Source organism: Roseomonas alba (assembly GCF_019430885.1).
Classification (GTDB): Bacteria; Pseudomonadota; Alphaproteobacteria; order Acetobacterales; family Acetobacteraceae; genus Neoroseomonas; species Neoroseomonas alba.
On sequence record NZ_JAHYBZ010000001.1, the window covers coordinates 770,407 to 785,753 of the forward strand.

At 70.5% G+C, this 15,347-nt stretch carries 11 protein-coding genes; 7 read left to right on the top strand and 4 right to left on the bottom strand.

The genetic code is table 11. The features are described 5' to 3' along the window. Positions 1-21: 21 nt before the first annotated feature. From KPL78_RS03530 to KPL78_RS03540, 3 genes are all read left to right on the top strand, one after another. Complete coding sequence (locus tag KPL78_RS03530) at positions 22-1,122, top strand: efflux RND transporter periplasmic adaptor subunit (RefSeq protein ID WP_219761497.1); 1,101 nt, start codon at positions 22-24, stop codon at positions 1,120-1,122. Continuing rightward, positions 1,119-4,229 carry an efflux RND transporter permease subunit gene (locus KPL78_RS03535; protein ID WP_219761498.1) on the top strand — a complete coding sequence of 1,037 codons (3,111 nt, stop codon included), beginning with the start codon at positions 1,119-1,121 and terminating at the stop codon, positions 4,227-4,229. Before KPL78_RS03530 ends, KPL78_RS03535 begins: the two co-directional genes overlap by 4 nt. An 85-nt stretch (positions 4,230-4,314) precedes the next feature. Further along, positions 4,315-5,511 (top strand): M20 aminoacylase family protein, encoded by a 1,197-nt coding sequence (locus KPL78_RS03540; protein ID WP_219761499.1) that lies wholly within the window; start codon positions 4,315-4,317, stop codon positions 5,509-5,511. Between the two features lie 172 nt (positions 5,512-5,683). Here KPL78_RS03540 and KPL78_RS03545 read toward each other — a convergent pair whose 3' ends face one another. Both KPL78_RS03545 and KPL78_RS03550 read right to left on the bottom strand, forming a co-directional pair. Beyond that, positions 5,684-7,276 (bottom strand): ABC transporter substrate-binding protein, encoded by a 1,593-nt coding sequence (locus tag KPL78_RS03545; RefSeq protein WP_219761500.1) that lies wholly within the window; start codon positions 7,274-7,276, stop codon positions 5,684-5,686. A 130-nt stretch (positions 7,277-7,406) separates the two neighbouring features. After that, the gene (locus KPL78_RS03550) at positions 7,407-8,303 is read right to left on the bottom strand and encodes a LysR family transcriptional regulator (protein ID WP_219761501.1); all 897 of its coding nucleotides are present in this window, start codon (positions 8,301-8,303) and stop codon (positions 7,407-7,409) included. A gap of 164 nt (positions 8,304-8,467) precedes the next feature. Between KPL78_RS03550 and KPL78_RS03555 the strand changes: the two genes are divergently transcribed. Genes KPL78_RS03555 through KPL78_RS03570 form a run of 4 tightly spaced genes read left to right on the top strand, consistent with a single transcriptional unit; the run spans position 8,468 to position 12,954 of the window. Next, positions 8,468-9,922 (top strand): CoA transferase, encoded by a 1,455-nt coding sequence (locus KPL78_RS03555; RefSeq protein ID WP_219761502.1) that lies wholly within the window; start codon positions 8,468-8,470, stop codon positions 9,920-9,922. A gap of 4 nt (positions 9,923-9,926) precedes the next feature. After that, a complete protein-coding gene (locus KPL78_RS03560) occupies positions 9,927-11,075 on the top strand; it encodes a mandelate racemase/muconate lactonizing enzyme family protein (RefSeq protein WP_219761503.1) in 1,149 nt (382 codons plus the stop codon). Beyond that, positions 11,042-11,950, top strand: coding sequence for an amidohydrolase family protein (locus KPL78_RS03565; RefSeq protein ID WP_369412613.1), 909 nt, complete (start codon positions 11,042-11,044; stop codon positions 11,948-11,950). Before KPL78_RS03560 ends, KPL78_RS03565 begins: the two co-directional genes overlap by 34 nt. A 20-nt stretch (positions 11,951-11,970) precedes the next feature. Then, positions 11,971-12,954 carry a Bug family tripartite tricarboxylate transporter substrate binding protein gene (locus KPL78_RS03570; RefSeq protein ID WP_219761504.1) on the top strand — a complete coding sequence of 328 codons (984 nt, stop codon included), beginning with the start codon at positions 11,971-11,973 and terminating at the stop codon, positions 12,952-12,954. Positions 12,955-12,997: 43 nt separating this feature from the next. On the opposite strand, the gene KPL78_RS03575 is transcribed toward KPL78_RS03570, so the two are convergent. Next, positions 12,998-14,410, bottom strand: coding sequence for an FAD-binding oxidoreductase (locus tag KPL78_RS03575; RefSeq protein WP_219761505.1), 1,413 nt, complete (start codon positions 14,408-14,410; stop codon positions 12,998-13,000). Next, positions 14,407-15,345 carry a 2-hydroxyacid dehydrogenase gene (locus tag KPL78_RS03580; RefSeq protein WP_219761506.1) on the bottom strand — a complete coding sequence of 313 codons (939 nt, stop codon included), beginning with the start codon at positions 15,343-15,345 and terminating at the stop codon, positions 14,407-14,409. Before KPL78_RS03580 ends, KPL78_RS03575 begins: the two co-directional genes overlap by 4 nt. Positions 15,346-15,347: the final 2 nt, after the last annotated feature.

Genomic DNA, 15,347 nt, shown 5'->3' on the forward strand with positions numbered 1-15,347 from the left:
TCCGCATGGGGGAGCCTTGGCGTGAAGCCTCACTCTGTCGCCTACGCCGTGGCGGTGACGGCGTGCCTGTTTGCCTCCGGCACGGCGCCGGCCCAGACCGCCGCCGTGCCGGTCGAGGTCGCAGAGGTCCGGCTGGCCGATGTACCGGTCGCGCTGGAGGGCATCGGCACGGTGCAGGCTCTCAACGCGGTGACGCTGCGGGCCCAGGTGGATGGCGTCCTGCAGGAGGTCCGCTTCCGGGAAGGGCAGGAGGTCCGGGCGGGGGACGTTCTCGCACAGATCGACCAGGGGCCCTACCAGGCCGCGCTCGACCAGGCCGTCGCGCGGAAGGCGCAGGACGAGGCGCAACTTCACAACGCCGAGCTCAACCTGGCGCGCTATGCCGATCTTGCGCGGGACGACTTCGCGTCGCGCCAGCAACTCGCGAACCAGCAGGCGCTGGTGGCGCAGCTCCAGGCGCAGGTGCGGGGGGACGATGCGGCCATCGCGACCGCGCGCATCCAGCTCGGCTACGCCACCCTGACCGCGCCCATCGGTGGCGTGACGGGATTCCGGCAGGTCGATGCGGGAAACCTGATCCGCGCGGCGGAGGGCACGACGATCGTGGTGATCACCCAGGTCCAGCCCATCGCCGTCATCTTCACCCTGCCGGCCGAGACCCTGCCGGAGATCCGCCAAGCCATGGCGGCGGGGCCATTGCCTGTGACGGTCCTCGAACGGCAGGGCAGCCGGCCGTTGGGGGAGGGCACGCTGCTGCTGGTGAACAACCAGATCGAGACGGCCAGCGGGCAGTTGCAGCTCAAGGCCGAGCTGCCCAACCCGGACCGCGCATTGTGGCCGGGGCAGTTCGTCACGGTTCGGCTGACGCTGGGGACGGATCGCGGCGTGCCCACGGTGCCCTCGACAGCGATCCAGCGCGGGCCGGACGGCTACTGGCTGTATGTCGTGCGGCCGGACCGCACGGTCGCGGCGCAGAGCGTGCAGGTGCGGCGCATGACCGGCGGCATCGCGGTGCTGGAGGGCGGTCCGCCGGCGGGGACGAGCGTCGTCACCGCCGGGCAGTACCGGCTGCAATCGGGCAGCCGCGTCATGACGACCGCCGGCGGCCGTCCCACGCCATGAACTTATCGGCCCCCTTCATTGCCCGGCCGGTGGCGACCATCCTGCTGATGGTCGCGCTGATCTTCCTCGGCGCCGTCAGCTATCCCCTGCTGCCCGTCGCGCCACTGCCGCAGGTCGATTTCCCGACCATCTCGGTCACGACCCAGCTTCCCGGCGCCAGCCCGGAGATCATCGCGACATCGGTGACCGCACCGCTGGAGCGCCAGTTCGGGCAGATCCCGGGCGTGTCGACGATGACCTCCAGCAGCGTGCTCGGGACCAGCACGATCACCGTGCAGTTCGACCTGAGCCGCAACATCGACGGGGCTGCGCTCGACATCCAGTCGGCGATCAACCAGGCCGCCGGGCAACTGCCGGCGAACCTGCCCGCGCCGCCGCAATACCGGAAGATCAATCCCGCGGATGCGCCCATCCTCGTCCTCGCGGTGCAGTCGGATCTGCTGCCGCTGATCCAGGTGGACGACTACGCGGAATCGATCCTGGCCGAGCATATCGGGCAGATCGCGGGGGTCGCTCAGGTCGGCGTCAACGGCCAGCAGAAGCCCGCGGTGCGCATCCAGATCGACACCGCGAAGCTCGCCTCGCTCGGCCTGTCACTCGAGGATGTGCGCACGGCGATCACCACCCTCACCACCGTCGCGCCGCAGGGGTCGCTGGAGCAGGCCACGCGCGACTTCGTCATCTACGACAACGGCCAGCTCCTCACGGCGGCGCGCTGGAACGATGCGATCATCGCCTACCGCAATGGCGGGCCGGTGCGCGTGCGGGATATCGGCCAGGCGGTGGACGCGGCGGAGAACCTGCGCCTCGCGGCCTTCGCCAACGGGCGGCCGGCGATCCTGCTGGCCGTCAGCCGCGTGCCGGGCGCCAATGTCATCGCCACGGTCGAGCGCATCAAGGCCGCGCTCCCGGCCCTGCAGGCCGCGATCCCGCCCACCGTGACGGTCACGGTGCTGAGCGACCGGACGCAGACGATCCGCGCGGCGGTCGCCGATGTGCAGCGGACGCTGCTGATCACCATCGGGCTGGTTGTGGCCGTCATCTTCGTCTTCCTGCGCAGCCTTCGCATGACGGTCATTCCCGCCGTCTCGGTGCCGCTGGCGCTGGTGGCGACCTTCGCGGTGCTCTACGCGCTGGGATACAGCCTGGACAATCTGTCGCTGATGGCACTGACCATCGCGGTCGGCTTCGTCGTGGACGACGCCATCGTGATGCTGGAGAACATCGAGCGGCACGCGCAGTCGGGGCTCGGCCCGCGAGAGGCCGCGCTGCGCGGATCGGGGGAGATCGCCTTCACCATCGTCTCGATCAGCATCTCGCTGGTCGCGGTGTTCATCCCGCTGTTCCTGATGCCCGGCATCGTCGGGCGGCTGTTCCGCGAATTCGCGGTGACGGTCACGGCGACCATCCTGGTCTCGGTCATCGTGTCCCTGACGCTTACGCCCATGATGGCGGCGCGCATGCTGCGGGCGGATCACGCGGGGACGCGGCATGGCAGGCTCTACCGCCTGTCCGAGCGCGGCTTCGAGGCGTTGCAGGACGGGTATCGGCGTCTGCTCGACATCGCGCTCGGCCACCGCCTGGTGATGCTGGCGGTCTTCTTCGCGACCATCGTCGCGACGGGGATCGCCTTCGCGCGCATCCCGAAGGGGTTCTTTCCGCAGCAGGATACGGGGCTGATTCTCGGTACCATCCAGACCTCGCCGCAGACCTCCTTCGCTGAGATGGAGCGGATCTCCCTGCGGCTCGCGGCCATCGTGCAGCAGGCCCCGGAGGTGGCGAGCGTGGGGCTGAGCCTGGGCAGTGGCGCCGGGCTGACGGAGAATCAAGGGCGGATGTTCATCAGCCTGAAGCCGCGCGACGAGCGCGACGCTTCGGCCGGGGTAATCATCCGGCGCCTCGCGCCCCAGCTTGAGGCGGTGCCGGGGGCCAGGACCTATCTGCAATCGGTGCAGGACATCAATGTCGGCGGGCGGCTCGCCAGCACGCAGTACCAGTACACGCTGCAGGATGCGGATGCGGCGCAACTCGATCTCTGGGCACCGCGCATCTTCGCGGCCCTCGGGGCGCTCCCGCAGCTTCGCGACGTTGCGACCGACCAGCAGACCGGCGGGACGACCCTCGACATCGCGATCGACCGCGATGCGGCGGGGCGCTACGGCATCACGCCGCTGCAGATCAACAACACGCTGTATGACGCCTTCGGCCAGCGCCAGGCCGCGCAGTACTTCACCCAGACCAACTACTACCATGTGGTGCTCGAGGCGCTGCCGGCGATCCAGGCGGCGCCGAATGCGCTCCAGCAGATCTTCATCACCTCGCCGCTGACGGGGACGCAGGTGCCGCTGTCTTCACTCGCGCGGTGGAGCGCGGCGCCGACCAGGCCGATCGCGATCAACCACCAGGCGCTGTTCCCCTCGGTGACGATCAGCTTCAACCTGGCACCCGGCGTCGCGCTGAGCGAGGCGGTCGCCGCGATCGGCCAGGCCGTCGCGCAGTTGCAGGCGCCCGGTGGCCTGCTGACCAGCTTCCAGGGCAATGCGCAGGCCTTCCAGTCCTCTCTGGCCAGCGTGCCGCTACTGATCCTGGCCGCGCTGGTCGTTATCTACATCGTGCTCGGCATCCTCTACGAATCCTTCGTCCATCCGCTGACCATCCTGTCGACGCTGCCCTCGGCCGGGCTCGGGGCGGTGATCGTGCTGTGGGCGGGGGGATTCGATTTCGACATCATCGCAATGATCGCGGTGATCCTGCTGATCGGCATCGTGAAGAAGAACGGCATCATGCTCGTCGACTTCGCCCTGGCTGCGGAGCGCGACGAGGGCAAGTCGCCGGCCGAGGCCATCCGCGAAGCCTGCCTGCTGCGCTTCCGCCCCATCCTGATGACGACGGCTGCGGCGTTGCTCGGGGCCCTGCCGCTGATGCTCGCCCAGGGGACGGGGGCGGAGCTTCGCCGCCCCCTCGGCTTCGCCATCGTCGGCGGGCTCGCGGTCAGCCAGCTGCTGACGCTGTTCACGACGCCGGTGGTGTATCTCTATCTCAACCGGCTCCAGCTGCGCGGGAAGGCGCGGAGCCCGGTGCTCGAAGGCGGGCTCCGGTTGCCGTGAGCGTGGGCGGGCGGTTGCCACGCGGCCCGTCAGGGGCCAGCATTCGCGACCCGTCCGCCGATGCTGCCATCAGGGATTCCTCATCATGAACGATGCCACGCAAGCCCGCCTTCGCGCGCTCCAGCCGGAGCTGGTCGCGATCCGGCGGGACATCCACGCCCACCCAGAGATGGGGATGGAGGAGGTCCGCACCTCGGCCCTGGTGGCGCGGACGCTGCGCGGCTGGGGGCTCGACGTGACCGAGGGTGTTGGCAAGTACGGCGTCGTGGCGACGCTGAAGGGCCGGCAGCCGGGCCAGCGCGCGATCGGGTTGCGGGCGGACATGGACGCGCTGTCCATCACCGAGGCGACGGGACTGCCGCATGCCTCGACGACTCCCGGCGTGATGCATGCCTGCGGGCATGACGGGCACACGACGATGCTGCTCGGCGCGGCGAAGATGCTGGCGGATGACCCGGATTTCGGCGGCACCGTGCATTTCATCTTCCAGCCCGCCGAGGAAGGGCGCGGCGGCGCCAAGGCGATGCTCGCGGATGGACTGTTCGAGCGCTTCCCGGTGGATGCGGTGTATGGCCTGCACAACAAGCCCAACCGTCCGCTCGGCACCTTTGCCATCCAGCCCGGGCCGGCGATGGCGGCAGGCGACCGTTGGGTGGTGACCTTCCGCGGCACCGGCGGGCATGGCGGGTCGACGCCGCACATGGCGACGGACGTCACGGTGCTGACGGCGCAGTTCATCCTGGCCGTGCAGACCATCGTCTCGCGCAACGTCGCGGCGATCGACGCGGCGGTGATCAGCGTCGGCGCCATCCATGGCGGATCGCTGGCCTCGACCAACGTCATGCCGTCGGAGATGGTGATCGGCGGCACCGCACGGTCCTTCACCGAGGCCGTGCGCGACACGATGGAGCGGCGCATGCGCGAACTCGCGGCGGGGCTCGCCACGTCCTTCGGCTGCACCGCGGAGGTCGAATACCTTCGCCGCGGCACCGCGCTGGTCAACCACGTCGAGCAGACCGAGATCGCGGTCAAGGCAGCGACGGCGGTGGCAGGGGCGGAGCAGGTGACCGGCAATGCGGGACCGGTCACCGGCGGGGAGGATTTCTCCCTGATGCTGAAGGCGCGTCCCGGGGCCTTCATGTTCATGGGCATCGGTGCGGGCGGGCCGAGCTCGGAAGGGCTGCACACGCCGACCTACGACTTCAACGACGACGCCATTCCGCATGGGGTGGCGTATTGGCTGAGCCTGGTCCGGCAGGAGCTCGGGTCGGTAGGCGGCTGAGTCCAGGCGCCTGGCTGGTTCCGCTGCGGAGCTTGCCCGAGATCACGGTGATGGTCGAGCGGGGGAGGGCTCTTCCCTCCCCCGGAGCCCCTCTCCATCTGCGGGGCATGGGGCAAGGATTCCAGCCCGGACGTAAGCGGCCGTGCGGCACGCGGGCCGCGCCCCGTGCGGCTCAGGCGGGCCGGACATCCTGGGCGAGGGTCATCTCATCCGCGCGCGGCGTGTGCGCGAGGCCCTGACGCATGGCCCAGATGTTCTTCTGGATGTGCAGCGGGATCCAGGCGACGTCCTGGGCGGCGATGCGCGTCGCCTGCTGGAACAGCTTCTCCCGTTCGGCGTCATCGGCGGTGCCGAGCGCGCGCGCGACAGCGGCATCGAATTCAGGATTGGAGTAGCCGGAGCGGTTCACCGTGCCCCAGCCGCGCGCGACATCCCGCGTGCCGAGCAGCCCGCGAAGCCCGGCCGAGGGCTCGCCACTGGAATTCGCCCAGCCGCCGAGCGGGATGGAGGTGTCCATGCGCGCGTTGCGCTGGGCGAAGGCCGCATAGGGCATGGTGTCGATGCGCGCCTTGATGCCGATGCGGGCCCACATCTGCCCAACGCTCTGCGCGATCGGGCCGTCGTTCACATAACGGTCGTTCGGACCGTGCAGGGTGATGGTGAAGCCCTGCGGATAGCCGGCCTCGGCGAGCAGACGACGGGCCTGGTCGGGATCGTAGGCCGGCGCGGCGAGGTCCGGGACGTTGCCGAAGGTGCCCGGCGGCATGAATTGGCCGGTCGGGATCGCGGCGCCCGCCATGATGCGTTCGGCGATGGCCGGGCGGTTGATGGCGATGGACAGCGCCTGCCGGACCCGCAGGTCACGCAGCGGATTGACGGGCAGGGGTTCGCCGTTCGGCCCGGCGACATAGGGGCTGTTCTCGCGGAAATCGGGGCGGAGATAGACCGAGCGCAGGCTGACCGTCTCCGAGAGGGTGAACTGCCGTTCGCTGCGCAGCCGCGCGAGGTCGGTGGTCGGCACCGCGTCGATGAAGGCGATGTCGCCGGCGCGGAGTGCCGCGACGCGCGACCCGTCATTGCCGATGAAGCGGTAGTCGACGGTGGACCAGGCCGGCTTGGGGCCCCAGTAGTCGGGGTTGCGTTCCATCTCGGCGCGTTCGCCGTGGCGGTAGCTGCGCAGGCGGAAGGGGCCGGTGCCGATCACCGCGCGGCCGCTGTTGAAGTCGCCGGTCTGGCTGGTGTCGTCGCCGAGGCCGCTCCAGAGGATGACGATCTGCGACAGATCCGCGGGCAGCAGCGGATAGACGCCGTCCGTGCGGAAGCGGATGGTGTGGTCGTCGACGATCTCGCTTGCCTTGATGGCGCGGGTGAAGACCGCGAAGGAGCCGGGGCTGTTCACCACCTTCGGCACGCGCTCGAGCGTGTAGACCACGTCGCGCGCGGTGAAGGGTGCGCCGTTGTGAAAGGTGACGCCGGTGCGGAGCTTGAACTCCCAGGTGCTCTCATCGACCAGGCGCCAGGATTCCGCAAGGCCGGGCACGAGGCGCGCCTGCGCGTCGCGATGCACGAGCCCGTCGAAGAAGTGCTGCGCGAGCGCGCTGTTCGGCGTGAGCGTGTGATACTGCGGATCGAGCGAGGTCGGGATCGCGCCCACGGCCAGGGCGAGCGCCGCGCCGGCTTCCGCGGCCCGGACCTGTGGCGCGGCGATGGGAAGCGTGGCGGCCGTGAGGAGAAGCGTACGTCTGGTCGCGAGATGCATCGCCATGGGCCCTTCTTTGTCGCCGCTGTCGAAGCAAGAAATGCGCCGCGATGGGCGCTGCAGTGTCAAGGGTGACCGGCACGGGAGTCCTCGGTGGCCGGGCATCTGGCGCAACCGTGATGCTTCGGCGGGCGTCCTAACGGCAGACTGCGCGGCCAACTTCCAGCAGTTCCTCCACGAATAGCGCGGCGAGATTCGGCAGCGGCCGCTGCCGTGACGTCAGGATGCGCGCCGGCAGGGGAACCGAGGGCAGGAAGGGCCGTGTCTCCATGCCCTGGGCGCGTGCCGCCATGACCGCATAGCCATCAAGCACCGTCACGCCCACGCCGGCCTGCGCCAACGCGCAGGCGACGGAGGACTGGTTCACCTCGACGGCGACGCGAAGTTCGACATCCGCATCCTCGAAGGCGCGGGCGACGAGCTGGCCGGCCGGCAGGTGGCGTGCGACCGCGATGATGGGCTGGTCGGCGAGGTCGGCCGGCGTCAGCGCGTCGCGCGCGCAGAGCGGATGGTCGCGCGCCAGCACGCAGCCGAGCGACAGCACGGCGAGGTCGTGGACCGAGACGCGCGGATCGCCGACATGGCCGATGACCATGCCGATGTCGACGCGATGGTCGGCGACCAGGGTCGCGGCTTCCAGCATCGTCATGATGCGCATGGTCACCGTCACCTCCGGCCGGGCTTCGCGGAAGGCGCGGATGGCCTCGGGCACCAGGCTGTGCGCGAGGGTCGGCGTGACGGCGAGGCGCAGCAGGCCCGACCGCCCGGCGCGCAGATCCCCCGCCAGGCGCTGCACCACGTCGAGGGCGGCGAAGGCGTTGAGCGTCTCGGGGAAGAGGGAATGCGCCTCGGTGGTTGGCAGCAGGCGCTTCTTGGCGCGCACGAAGAGTTTGAAGCCGAGCCGGTCCTCCGCCTGTTGCAGCATCTTGCTGACGGCGGGCTGGGAGATGCGCAGCGCATCGGCGGCGGCGGTGACGCTGCCGCGCTCCATGACCTGGCGGAAGACCTCCATTTCGCGAAGGCTCAGGATCATAACTTCAGACCATGATCTCTGTCGGAAATCATATTTGAGCGCATGAGCGAAGGCTGGGCAAATCGCAGCAGATGCGGCTCCGAAGAGTCGCCCGTGGAGGAATCGATGCCAGGATCGGAAAGCGCCGCCCGTTCGTCCCTGTTGTGCGACACCGGAGCGCGGTGATGCCGGAAGCCATCGGGGACCTGCCCACGGCCCAGGGCAAGGCGGGCGCTTTCGCGGAGCTGATGGAGGTGCGCGGTCTCGGCGCGCCGGCCGCGGGTGAGGCGACCATCACCGGCAACGACCCCTTCTATCGCACGCCGCTGCGCGTGGGTGAGACGGCCGCCGCTGTGCTGGCCGCGACCGGCGTCGCCGCCAACGATCTGTGGGAAGGGCGGACCGGCCGCCGGCAGCAGGTCTCGGTCGATGTCCGCCAGGCCGCCGCGACGCTGCGGACGGTGGACTACACCGAAGGGCAGAAGCCCGATGGCAGCTACGAGCACATCCCCATCCCGCAGGGGATGAAGGAGATGATCGCCGCGACCCAGCCCTGGCCGACCAGGGACGGCGCCTGGGTGCTGCCGCATCTCAACCTGCCGCATCTGAAGGACCGCGTGCTCGGCGTGCTGGGGGCGGAGTTCAACCCCTCTTCCGTGAAGGAAGCCGTCGGGCGCTGGGACGCCGATGCGCTGGAGGAGGCGATCGCCGCGGTGAATGGCTGCGGCGGGCGCATCCGCAGCCCGGAGGATTGGCTCGCCCATCCGCAGGGGCAGTATCTGGCGGCGCGGCCGGTGGTGGAGATCACCAAGCTGCGCGATGGCCCGCCGGTGCCGATGGGGGCGGGCGACCGGCCGGCCTCGGGCGTGCGGGTGCTCGACTTCACGCGCATCCTGGCCGGGCCGATCGGCGGCCGGACGCTGGCGGAACATGGGGCCGAGGTGCTGATGGTCACCGCGCCGCACCTGCCGCAGACGCCCGAGCATGTGCGTGACACGAGCCACGGCAAGCGGAGCTGCTTCCTCGATCTCCGCGACCCGACGCAGGCGGCGCGGGCGCAGGAACTGGCGCGGCAGGCGGATATCGTGATCGGGGGCTATCGCCCCGGGCGGCTCGCCGCGAACGGGCTGGGGCCGGAAATCACGGCGGAACAGCCGGGGCGCATCTACCTCACCATCTCCTGCTTCGGGTCGGGCGGGCCCTTCGCCGGGCGCAGCGGCTGGGAACAGGTGGCGCAGGTGGTCAGCGGCGTCGCCCATGTGCATGGCAAGGCGATCGGCGACGGCACGCCGAAGCTCGTCTTCGCGCCGGTCTGCGACTACCTGACCGGCTATCTCGCGGGCTATGGCGCGCTGCTCGCGCTCGGGCGGCGGATGCGCGAGGGCGGCAGCTACCATGTGAATGTCTCGCTGTGCCAGTCGGCGATGTTGCTGCTGCGGCAGGGCACCATCACCGGCTTCGAGGACGCGCCGGAACGGCTGACGCGCGCGGAGATCGACGCCATGCACGTCACCGCCGACACCTCCTACGGGCGGCTCAAGACGATCGGGCCGGTGCTGCGCATGTCGGAGACGCCGCCGCACTGGGCGCGGCCGACGCCGGCCCTCGGCGGCGATGCGCCGGGCTGGATCGCCGCCTGACGCCATGGGGAAGATCACGGCCATTCGTGGCCACCATGTCGGCTTCGCGCCGGCGGTGCCGCTCGGCAATGCGGCGGGCTTCATTCGCCGACGCGACTTCCTGCTGCTGGAGGTCGAGGCGGCGGACGGTACGATCGGCTGGGGCGAGGTGGGGGCCTCGCCCTGGGCGGCGGCGGCGCTGATCCGCCACGGCCTGGCGCGGCAGGTGCTGGGACAGGATGCGGCGGAGTACGGGCGCATCTTCGAGGCGCTGCTCGGCCTGCGCGGCTATGACCAACGCGGCGTGTCGATCATGGCGGCCTCGGCCATCGACATGGCGCTGCACGATGTCGCGGCGCGGCAGCGGGGCATCAGCGTCGCGGCGCTGCGCGGCGGGGCGTTGCGCAGCCGCGTGCCGGCCTATGCCAGCGGGCCCTTCATGGTGGAGGGGCCGGACCCCTATGCCGGCTTCCCGCGCGACATTGACGCGTATCTGCGGCGCGGCTTCCGTGCCATCAAGCCGCGCGCGGGGGTGAGCCCGGCGGCGGATGGCGCGATGGCGGCGGCGCTGCGCCGGCAGGTCGGGCCGGATGTCGCGCTGATGGTGGACTTCAACCGTGGCGTCACGGCGCGGGCGGGGCTCGATGCGGCGCAGCGCATGGCGCCGGCCGGGCTGCTGTGGATCGAGGAACCGACCGTGCCGGAGGATCTGCCGGGCTACCGCATGGTGGCGGCGACCTCGCCGATCGGCATCGCGGGCGGCGAGGCGCTGGGCAGCCTGGCGGCGTTCCGCGAGTTCCTCGAGACCGGCGCGGTGTCGGTGGTGCAGCCGGACATGTCGGTCTGCGGCGGGTATTCGGGCTTCGCGCGCGTCGCGGCGCTGTGCGCGGCGTGGGACTTGCCGGCCATGCCGCATGTCTTCGGCACGCTGGTGAACTTCCATGCCTCGCTGCAGATGGCGGCGTTGCTGCCGGCGCGGCGCGGCGGAGCGGCGATGCCCTATCCCTTCGTGGAATGCGACGTGTCGGGCAATCCGCTGCAGACGGTGCTGGGCGAGGTGGTGCTTGATGCCGAGGGCATGGTCGCGCTGCCGGAGGGGCCGGGGGCGGGCTTTGAGCTGCGGGCGGAGCAGCTTGCGCCGTGGATCACCGAAAGCTGGTCGGTGACGGCGTGACGACGGTTCCATTCACGGCCGGGGAGGCGCGGCCGGTGTACCGCGCGCCGCCGGGGGCGACGGATTGCCACCACCACATCTACGACGACCGCTTCGCGCCCGATGCACGCGCGGCGTTGCGGCCCGCCGCAGCGACGGTCGCGATGTATCGGCGGCTGCGCGAGCATCTCGGCCTGTCGCGCAGCGTCGTCGTGCAGCCTTCGACCTATGGCACGGACAATGCCTGCCTGATGGATGCGCTGCGGCAGCTCGGCGATGCGGCACGCGGGGTTGCCGTCATCGATGAGGCGACGGACGACGTGGCGCTGCGGGCGATGGACGAGGCCGGGGTGCGAGGCATCCGCTTCAACCTGGCGCGGCCGGCGGGCGCTGCGGCCGATGCGCTGGACGTGCTTGCACGTCGCGTCGCGCCGTTGGGATGGCATGTGCAGCTGCACGCGCCCGCTTCACGCATCGCGGCGATGGCGGCGCAGCTGGAAAGCCTGCCGGTGCCACTGGTGATCGACCATCTCGGGCGCTTTGCGCAGCCGGGCGCGATGGAGGACGCGGCCTGGCCGGTGTTGCGGCGGCTCGTGGACGGTGGCCGGGCATGGGTGAAGCTGTCGGGCGCGTATCACGACAGCGCCGACGGCGCGCCGGATTACGCGGATAGCGGCGCGCTGACCCGCGCCTGGCTTGCCGCGGCGCCGGAGCGCGTCGTCTGGGGCACCGACTGGCCACACCCCGCCGCGACGGCCGGCGAGAAGCCGCTGCCGGACGATGCGCGGCTGCTCGACCTGCTGGCCGCCTGGGCGCCTTCCGCCGAGGCGCTGCGGCGCGTCCTCGTCGACAATCCGGTCACGCTCTACGGCTTCGCACCGATTTCCCAATCATGAATCAGGACAGGAAACGCACCATGACACGCTTCGATCGCCGCGATCTGCTGAAGGGCGCCGCGCTGCTGGCCACGGCGCCGCTCGCCGCACGGGCGCAGGACGCGTCGTGGCCCTCCCGGCCCATCAAGTACATCGTGCCCTATACGCCGGGCGGCGGGTCGGACATCGTCAGTCGGCTGCTGACAGCGACCATTTCCGCGCTGCCGGGCGGGCCGCAATTCGTCATCGAGAACCGGCCCGGTGCCGGCGGCAATATCGGCGTGAAGGTGATCGCGGATTCGCCGCCCGATGGCTACACCATCGGCGTCATCACCATCGCGACCCATGGCGTGAATCCCACGCTGTATCCCAACCTCCCCTATGATCCGATCAACGACTTCACCATGATCTCGCAGCTCAACCTGCAGCCGGTCGTGGTGGCGGTGAATGCCAATTCGCCACTGCGGACGCTGGCGGATCTGCTGGCGAATACCGGGCCCTCGGCGCGCGAGCTGACCTTCGGCACCGCGGGCAACGGGCTGAGCGGACACGCCGCCGGCGAATTGCTGCGCCAGCGCACAGACGTGAAGATGATCCATGTACCGTATCGCGGCAGCAGCGGGGCCTGGGCGGATCTCCTCGGCGGGCGCATCGACCTGATCGTGGACAATATCGCGACGGCCATTCCGCATGTCGAAGCGGGCAGGGCACGCATCCTCGGCCTGTCGTCGCGCCAGCCCTTCCCGGGCGTCGACGCGCCAGCCATCGGCAGTCTGGTGCCGGGCTATGTCGTGGATTCCTGGAACGTGCTGGCCGGACCCGCGCGCATGCCGCCGGCGATCGTCAATCGCCTCGCCGGTTTCGTAGGGGAGGCGATGAAGGTGCCGTCGCTGCGCGCACGCTACGCGGAACTGAACATGGTGCCGCCGGAGAATACCTCGCCGGAATACGCGGCGGATTTCGTGCGGCAGCAGATCGCGATGTGGGCGCCGGTGGTGCGGGAAGCGGGGATGCGGGTGGACTGACCGGCCGGCGTCGCGACCCCCCCGGGGCCGGGGGGGGGCGGCGCTACGGCAGCAATACGCCAGGGTTGAGAAGCCCCCCCGGGTCGATCGCCTGCTTGATCGCCCGCATCAGGCGCAGCTCGACAGGCTGCTTGTAGCGGGCGAGATCGGCGGTGCGGACGCGGCCGATGCCCTGCTCCGCGCTGATGGACCCGCCGAGGCCATGCACCGCGTCATGCACCAGGTTGGACAGGCCGGGCTGCATGGCGTGCAGCGTCGCATCATCGGCCGCCTCCGGCCGCGCGACATTGTAGTGCAGGTTGCCGTCGCCGAGATGGCCGAAGGTGAAGTTGCGCACGCCGGGGAAGTGCTGCTGCAGCGCGGCGTCAGTGCTCTCGACGAAGTGCGGCACGGCCGAGACGGGCAGGGAGACATCGTGCTTGAGGCACTTGCCGTCCTCGGCGAGGGCAAGGGTGATGCTCTCGCGCAGATGCCACAGCGCGTCGGCCTGGGCGGTGCTCTGCGCGATAGCGACGTCGGCGATCTCGCCGGCCTCCAGCGCGGCGCCGAGCACGGCTTCGAGGCGCGCCAGCGCATGCGGCTCGTCCTCGGCGTCGCTGATCTCGACCAGCACGTACCAGGGCGCGTCCAGCGTGGCGAAGGGCGCGCGCTGCTGCGAATAGGTCTCGACGACCAGGCGCAGGCAGGCGCCGGACATCAGCTCGAAGCCGGTCAGCGTCGCGTGGAAGCCTGCGCGGCAACGCGCGAGGAAGCGGGCCGCATCATGGATCGACCCGAGCGCGGCGAGGGCCGTGCAGCGCGCGGCCGGCAGCGGGAACAGCTTCAGCGTCGCCGCGGTGATGATGCCGAGCGTGCCCTCGCTACCGATGAACAGGTCGCGCAGGTCGTAGCCGCTGTTGTCCTTCCGCAGGCCGCGCAGCCCGTGCCAGATCTCGCCATCCGCCAGGACGACTTCCAGGCCGAGGCAGAGTTCCCGCGCATTGCCGTAGCGCAGCACCTGCGTGCCGCCGGCATTGGTGCCGAGATTGCCGCCGATCATGCAGCTTCCCTCGGCACCGAGGGAGAGGGGGAAGAGGCGGCCGGCGGCCTCCGCGGCCTGCTGCACCGATTGCAGCACGCAGCCGGCCTCGACGGTGATGGTGTCGTTGTCGGTGTCGATGGCCCGCACGCGATTGAGGCGGGCGAGCGAAAGCAGCACGCCGTCACCCTCCGCGCCCGGCACGCCGCCGGCGACCTGGCCGGTATTGCCGCCCTGCGGGGTGACGGGCACGCCATGTGCCGCACAGAGGCGCATCACGGCAGCGACGTCGTCGGTCGTGCCCGGGCGCGCCACCAGGCGGGCGTTGCCCTGCACCAGCTTGCGCCAGTCGGTCAGGTAGGGCTGGGCGTCCTCGCCCGTCAGGACATGGGCGGCGCCGAGCAGCGCCCGGAGATCCTGCGTCAGCGCGTCGGTCACGGCAGGACCGGGGTCAGGACGCGGCCATCGCGCAGCATGGCGTGGAGGTTGTCCACGACGAGGCGTTCCATGGCCTCGCGCGTTTCGATCGTCGCGCTGCCGACATGCGGGGTGATGACGACATTGTCGCGGTTGCGCAGGGCGTCCGGCGCGCCGGGTTCGCCTTGCAGCACGTCGAGGCCCGCGCCGCCGAGACGGCCTTCGTCCAAGGCTGCGATCAGCGCATCCTGATCCACCACGGAACCGCGCCCGATATTCACCAGGATACCGCGCGGGCCGAGCGCCGTCAGCACGGGTGCCGAGACAAGGTGGCGCGTTTCCGTCCCGCCACCGCAGGCGACGACAAGGAAGTCGCTCCACGCCGCCAGGGCTTCGAGGGAGGGCTCGAAGCCATAGGGCACGTCCTTGGGGCCACGGCCGTGGTAACGGACCTGCATGGAGAAGCCCTCGCCGCGCCGCGCGATGGCGCTGCCGATGCGCCCCAGGCCGAGGATGCCGAGCCGCTTGCCGGACACACGCGTCGCCAGAGGGAATTCACCCAGCACCTTCCACGACCCGGCGGAGACATAGCGATCCGCCGCCGGGATGCGCCGGGCGGCGGCGATCAGCAGCCCCCAGGCGAGATCCGCCACGCAATCATCCAGAACATCCGGCGTGTTCGCGACCTGGATGCCGCGCGCATGGGCCGCGGCGACGTCCAGCGTGTCGTAGCCGACGCCCCAGCTCGACACGGCGCGCAGATTGGGCAGGGCGGCGAGCATCGCCGCATCGCAGCCCCACCGCACGCTGGTCGCGAGCAGGCCGACCGAGGCGCCATGCGTTGCGAGCCAGCCCTCCGCCTGTTCCCACAACCGCACCGCCTGCAACTCGTCGCGCAGCAAGCCATCGGCGAGCGGGCCGATGGGGGCGAGCTGCAACACGGTGGATGCCGTCACGC

What these genes read in the sequence shown, in the direction of transcription:
- KPL78_RS03535 (WP_219761498.1), top strand. Translation starts at nt 1,119, where the DNA reads ATGAACTTATCGGCCCCCTTCATTGCCCGGCCGGTGGCGACCATCCTG.
- KPL78_RS03540 (WP_219761499.1), top strand. Translation starts at nt 4,315, where the DNA reads ATGAACGATGCCACGCAAGCCCGCCTTCGCGCGCTCCAGCCGGAGCTG.
- KPL78_RS03545 (WP_219761500.1), bottom strand. Translation starts at nt 7,276, where the DNA reads ATGGCGATGCATCTCGCGACCAGACGTACGCTTCTCCTCACGGCCGCC.
- KPL78_RS03550 (WP_219761501.1), bottom strand. Translation starts at nt 8,303, where the DNA reads ATGATCCTGAGCCTTCGCGAAATGGAGGTCTTCCGCCAGGTCATGGAG.
- KPL78_RS03555 (WP_219761502.1), top strand. Translation starts at nt 8,468, where the DNA reads ATGCCGGAAGCCATCGGGGACCTGCCCACGGCCCAGGGCAAGGCGGGC.
- KPL78_RS03560 (WP_219761503.1), top strand. Translation starts at nt 9,927, where the DNA reads ATGGGGAAGATCACGGCCATTCGTGGCCACCATGTCGGCTTCGCGCCG.
- KPL78_RS03570 (WP_219761504.1), top strand. Translation starts at nt 11,971, where the DNA reads ATGACACGCTTCGATCGCCGCGATCTGCTGAAGGGCGCCGCGCTGCTG.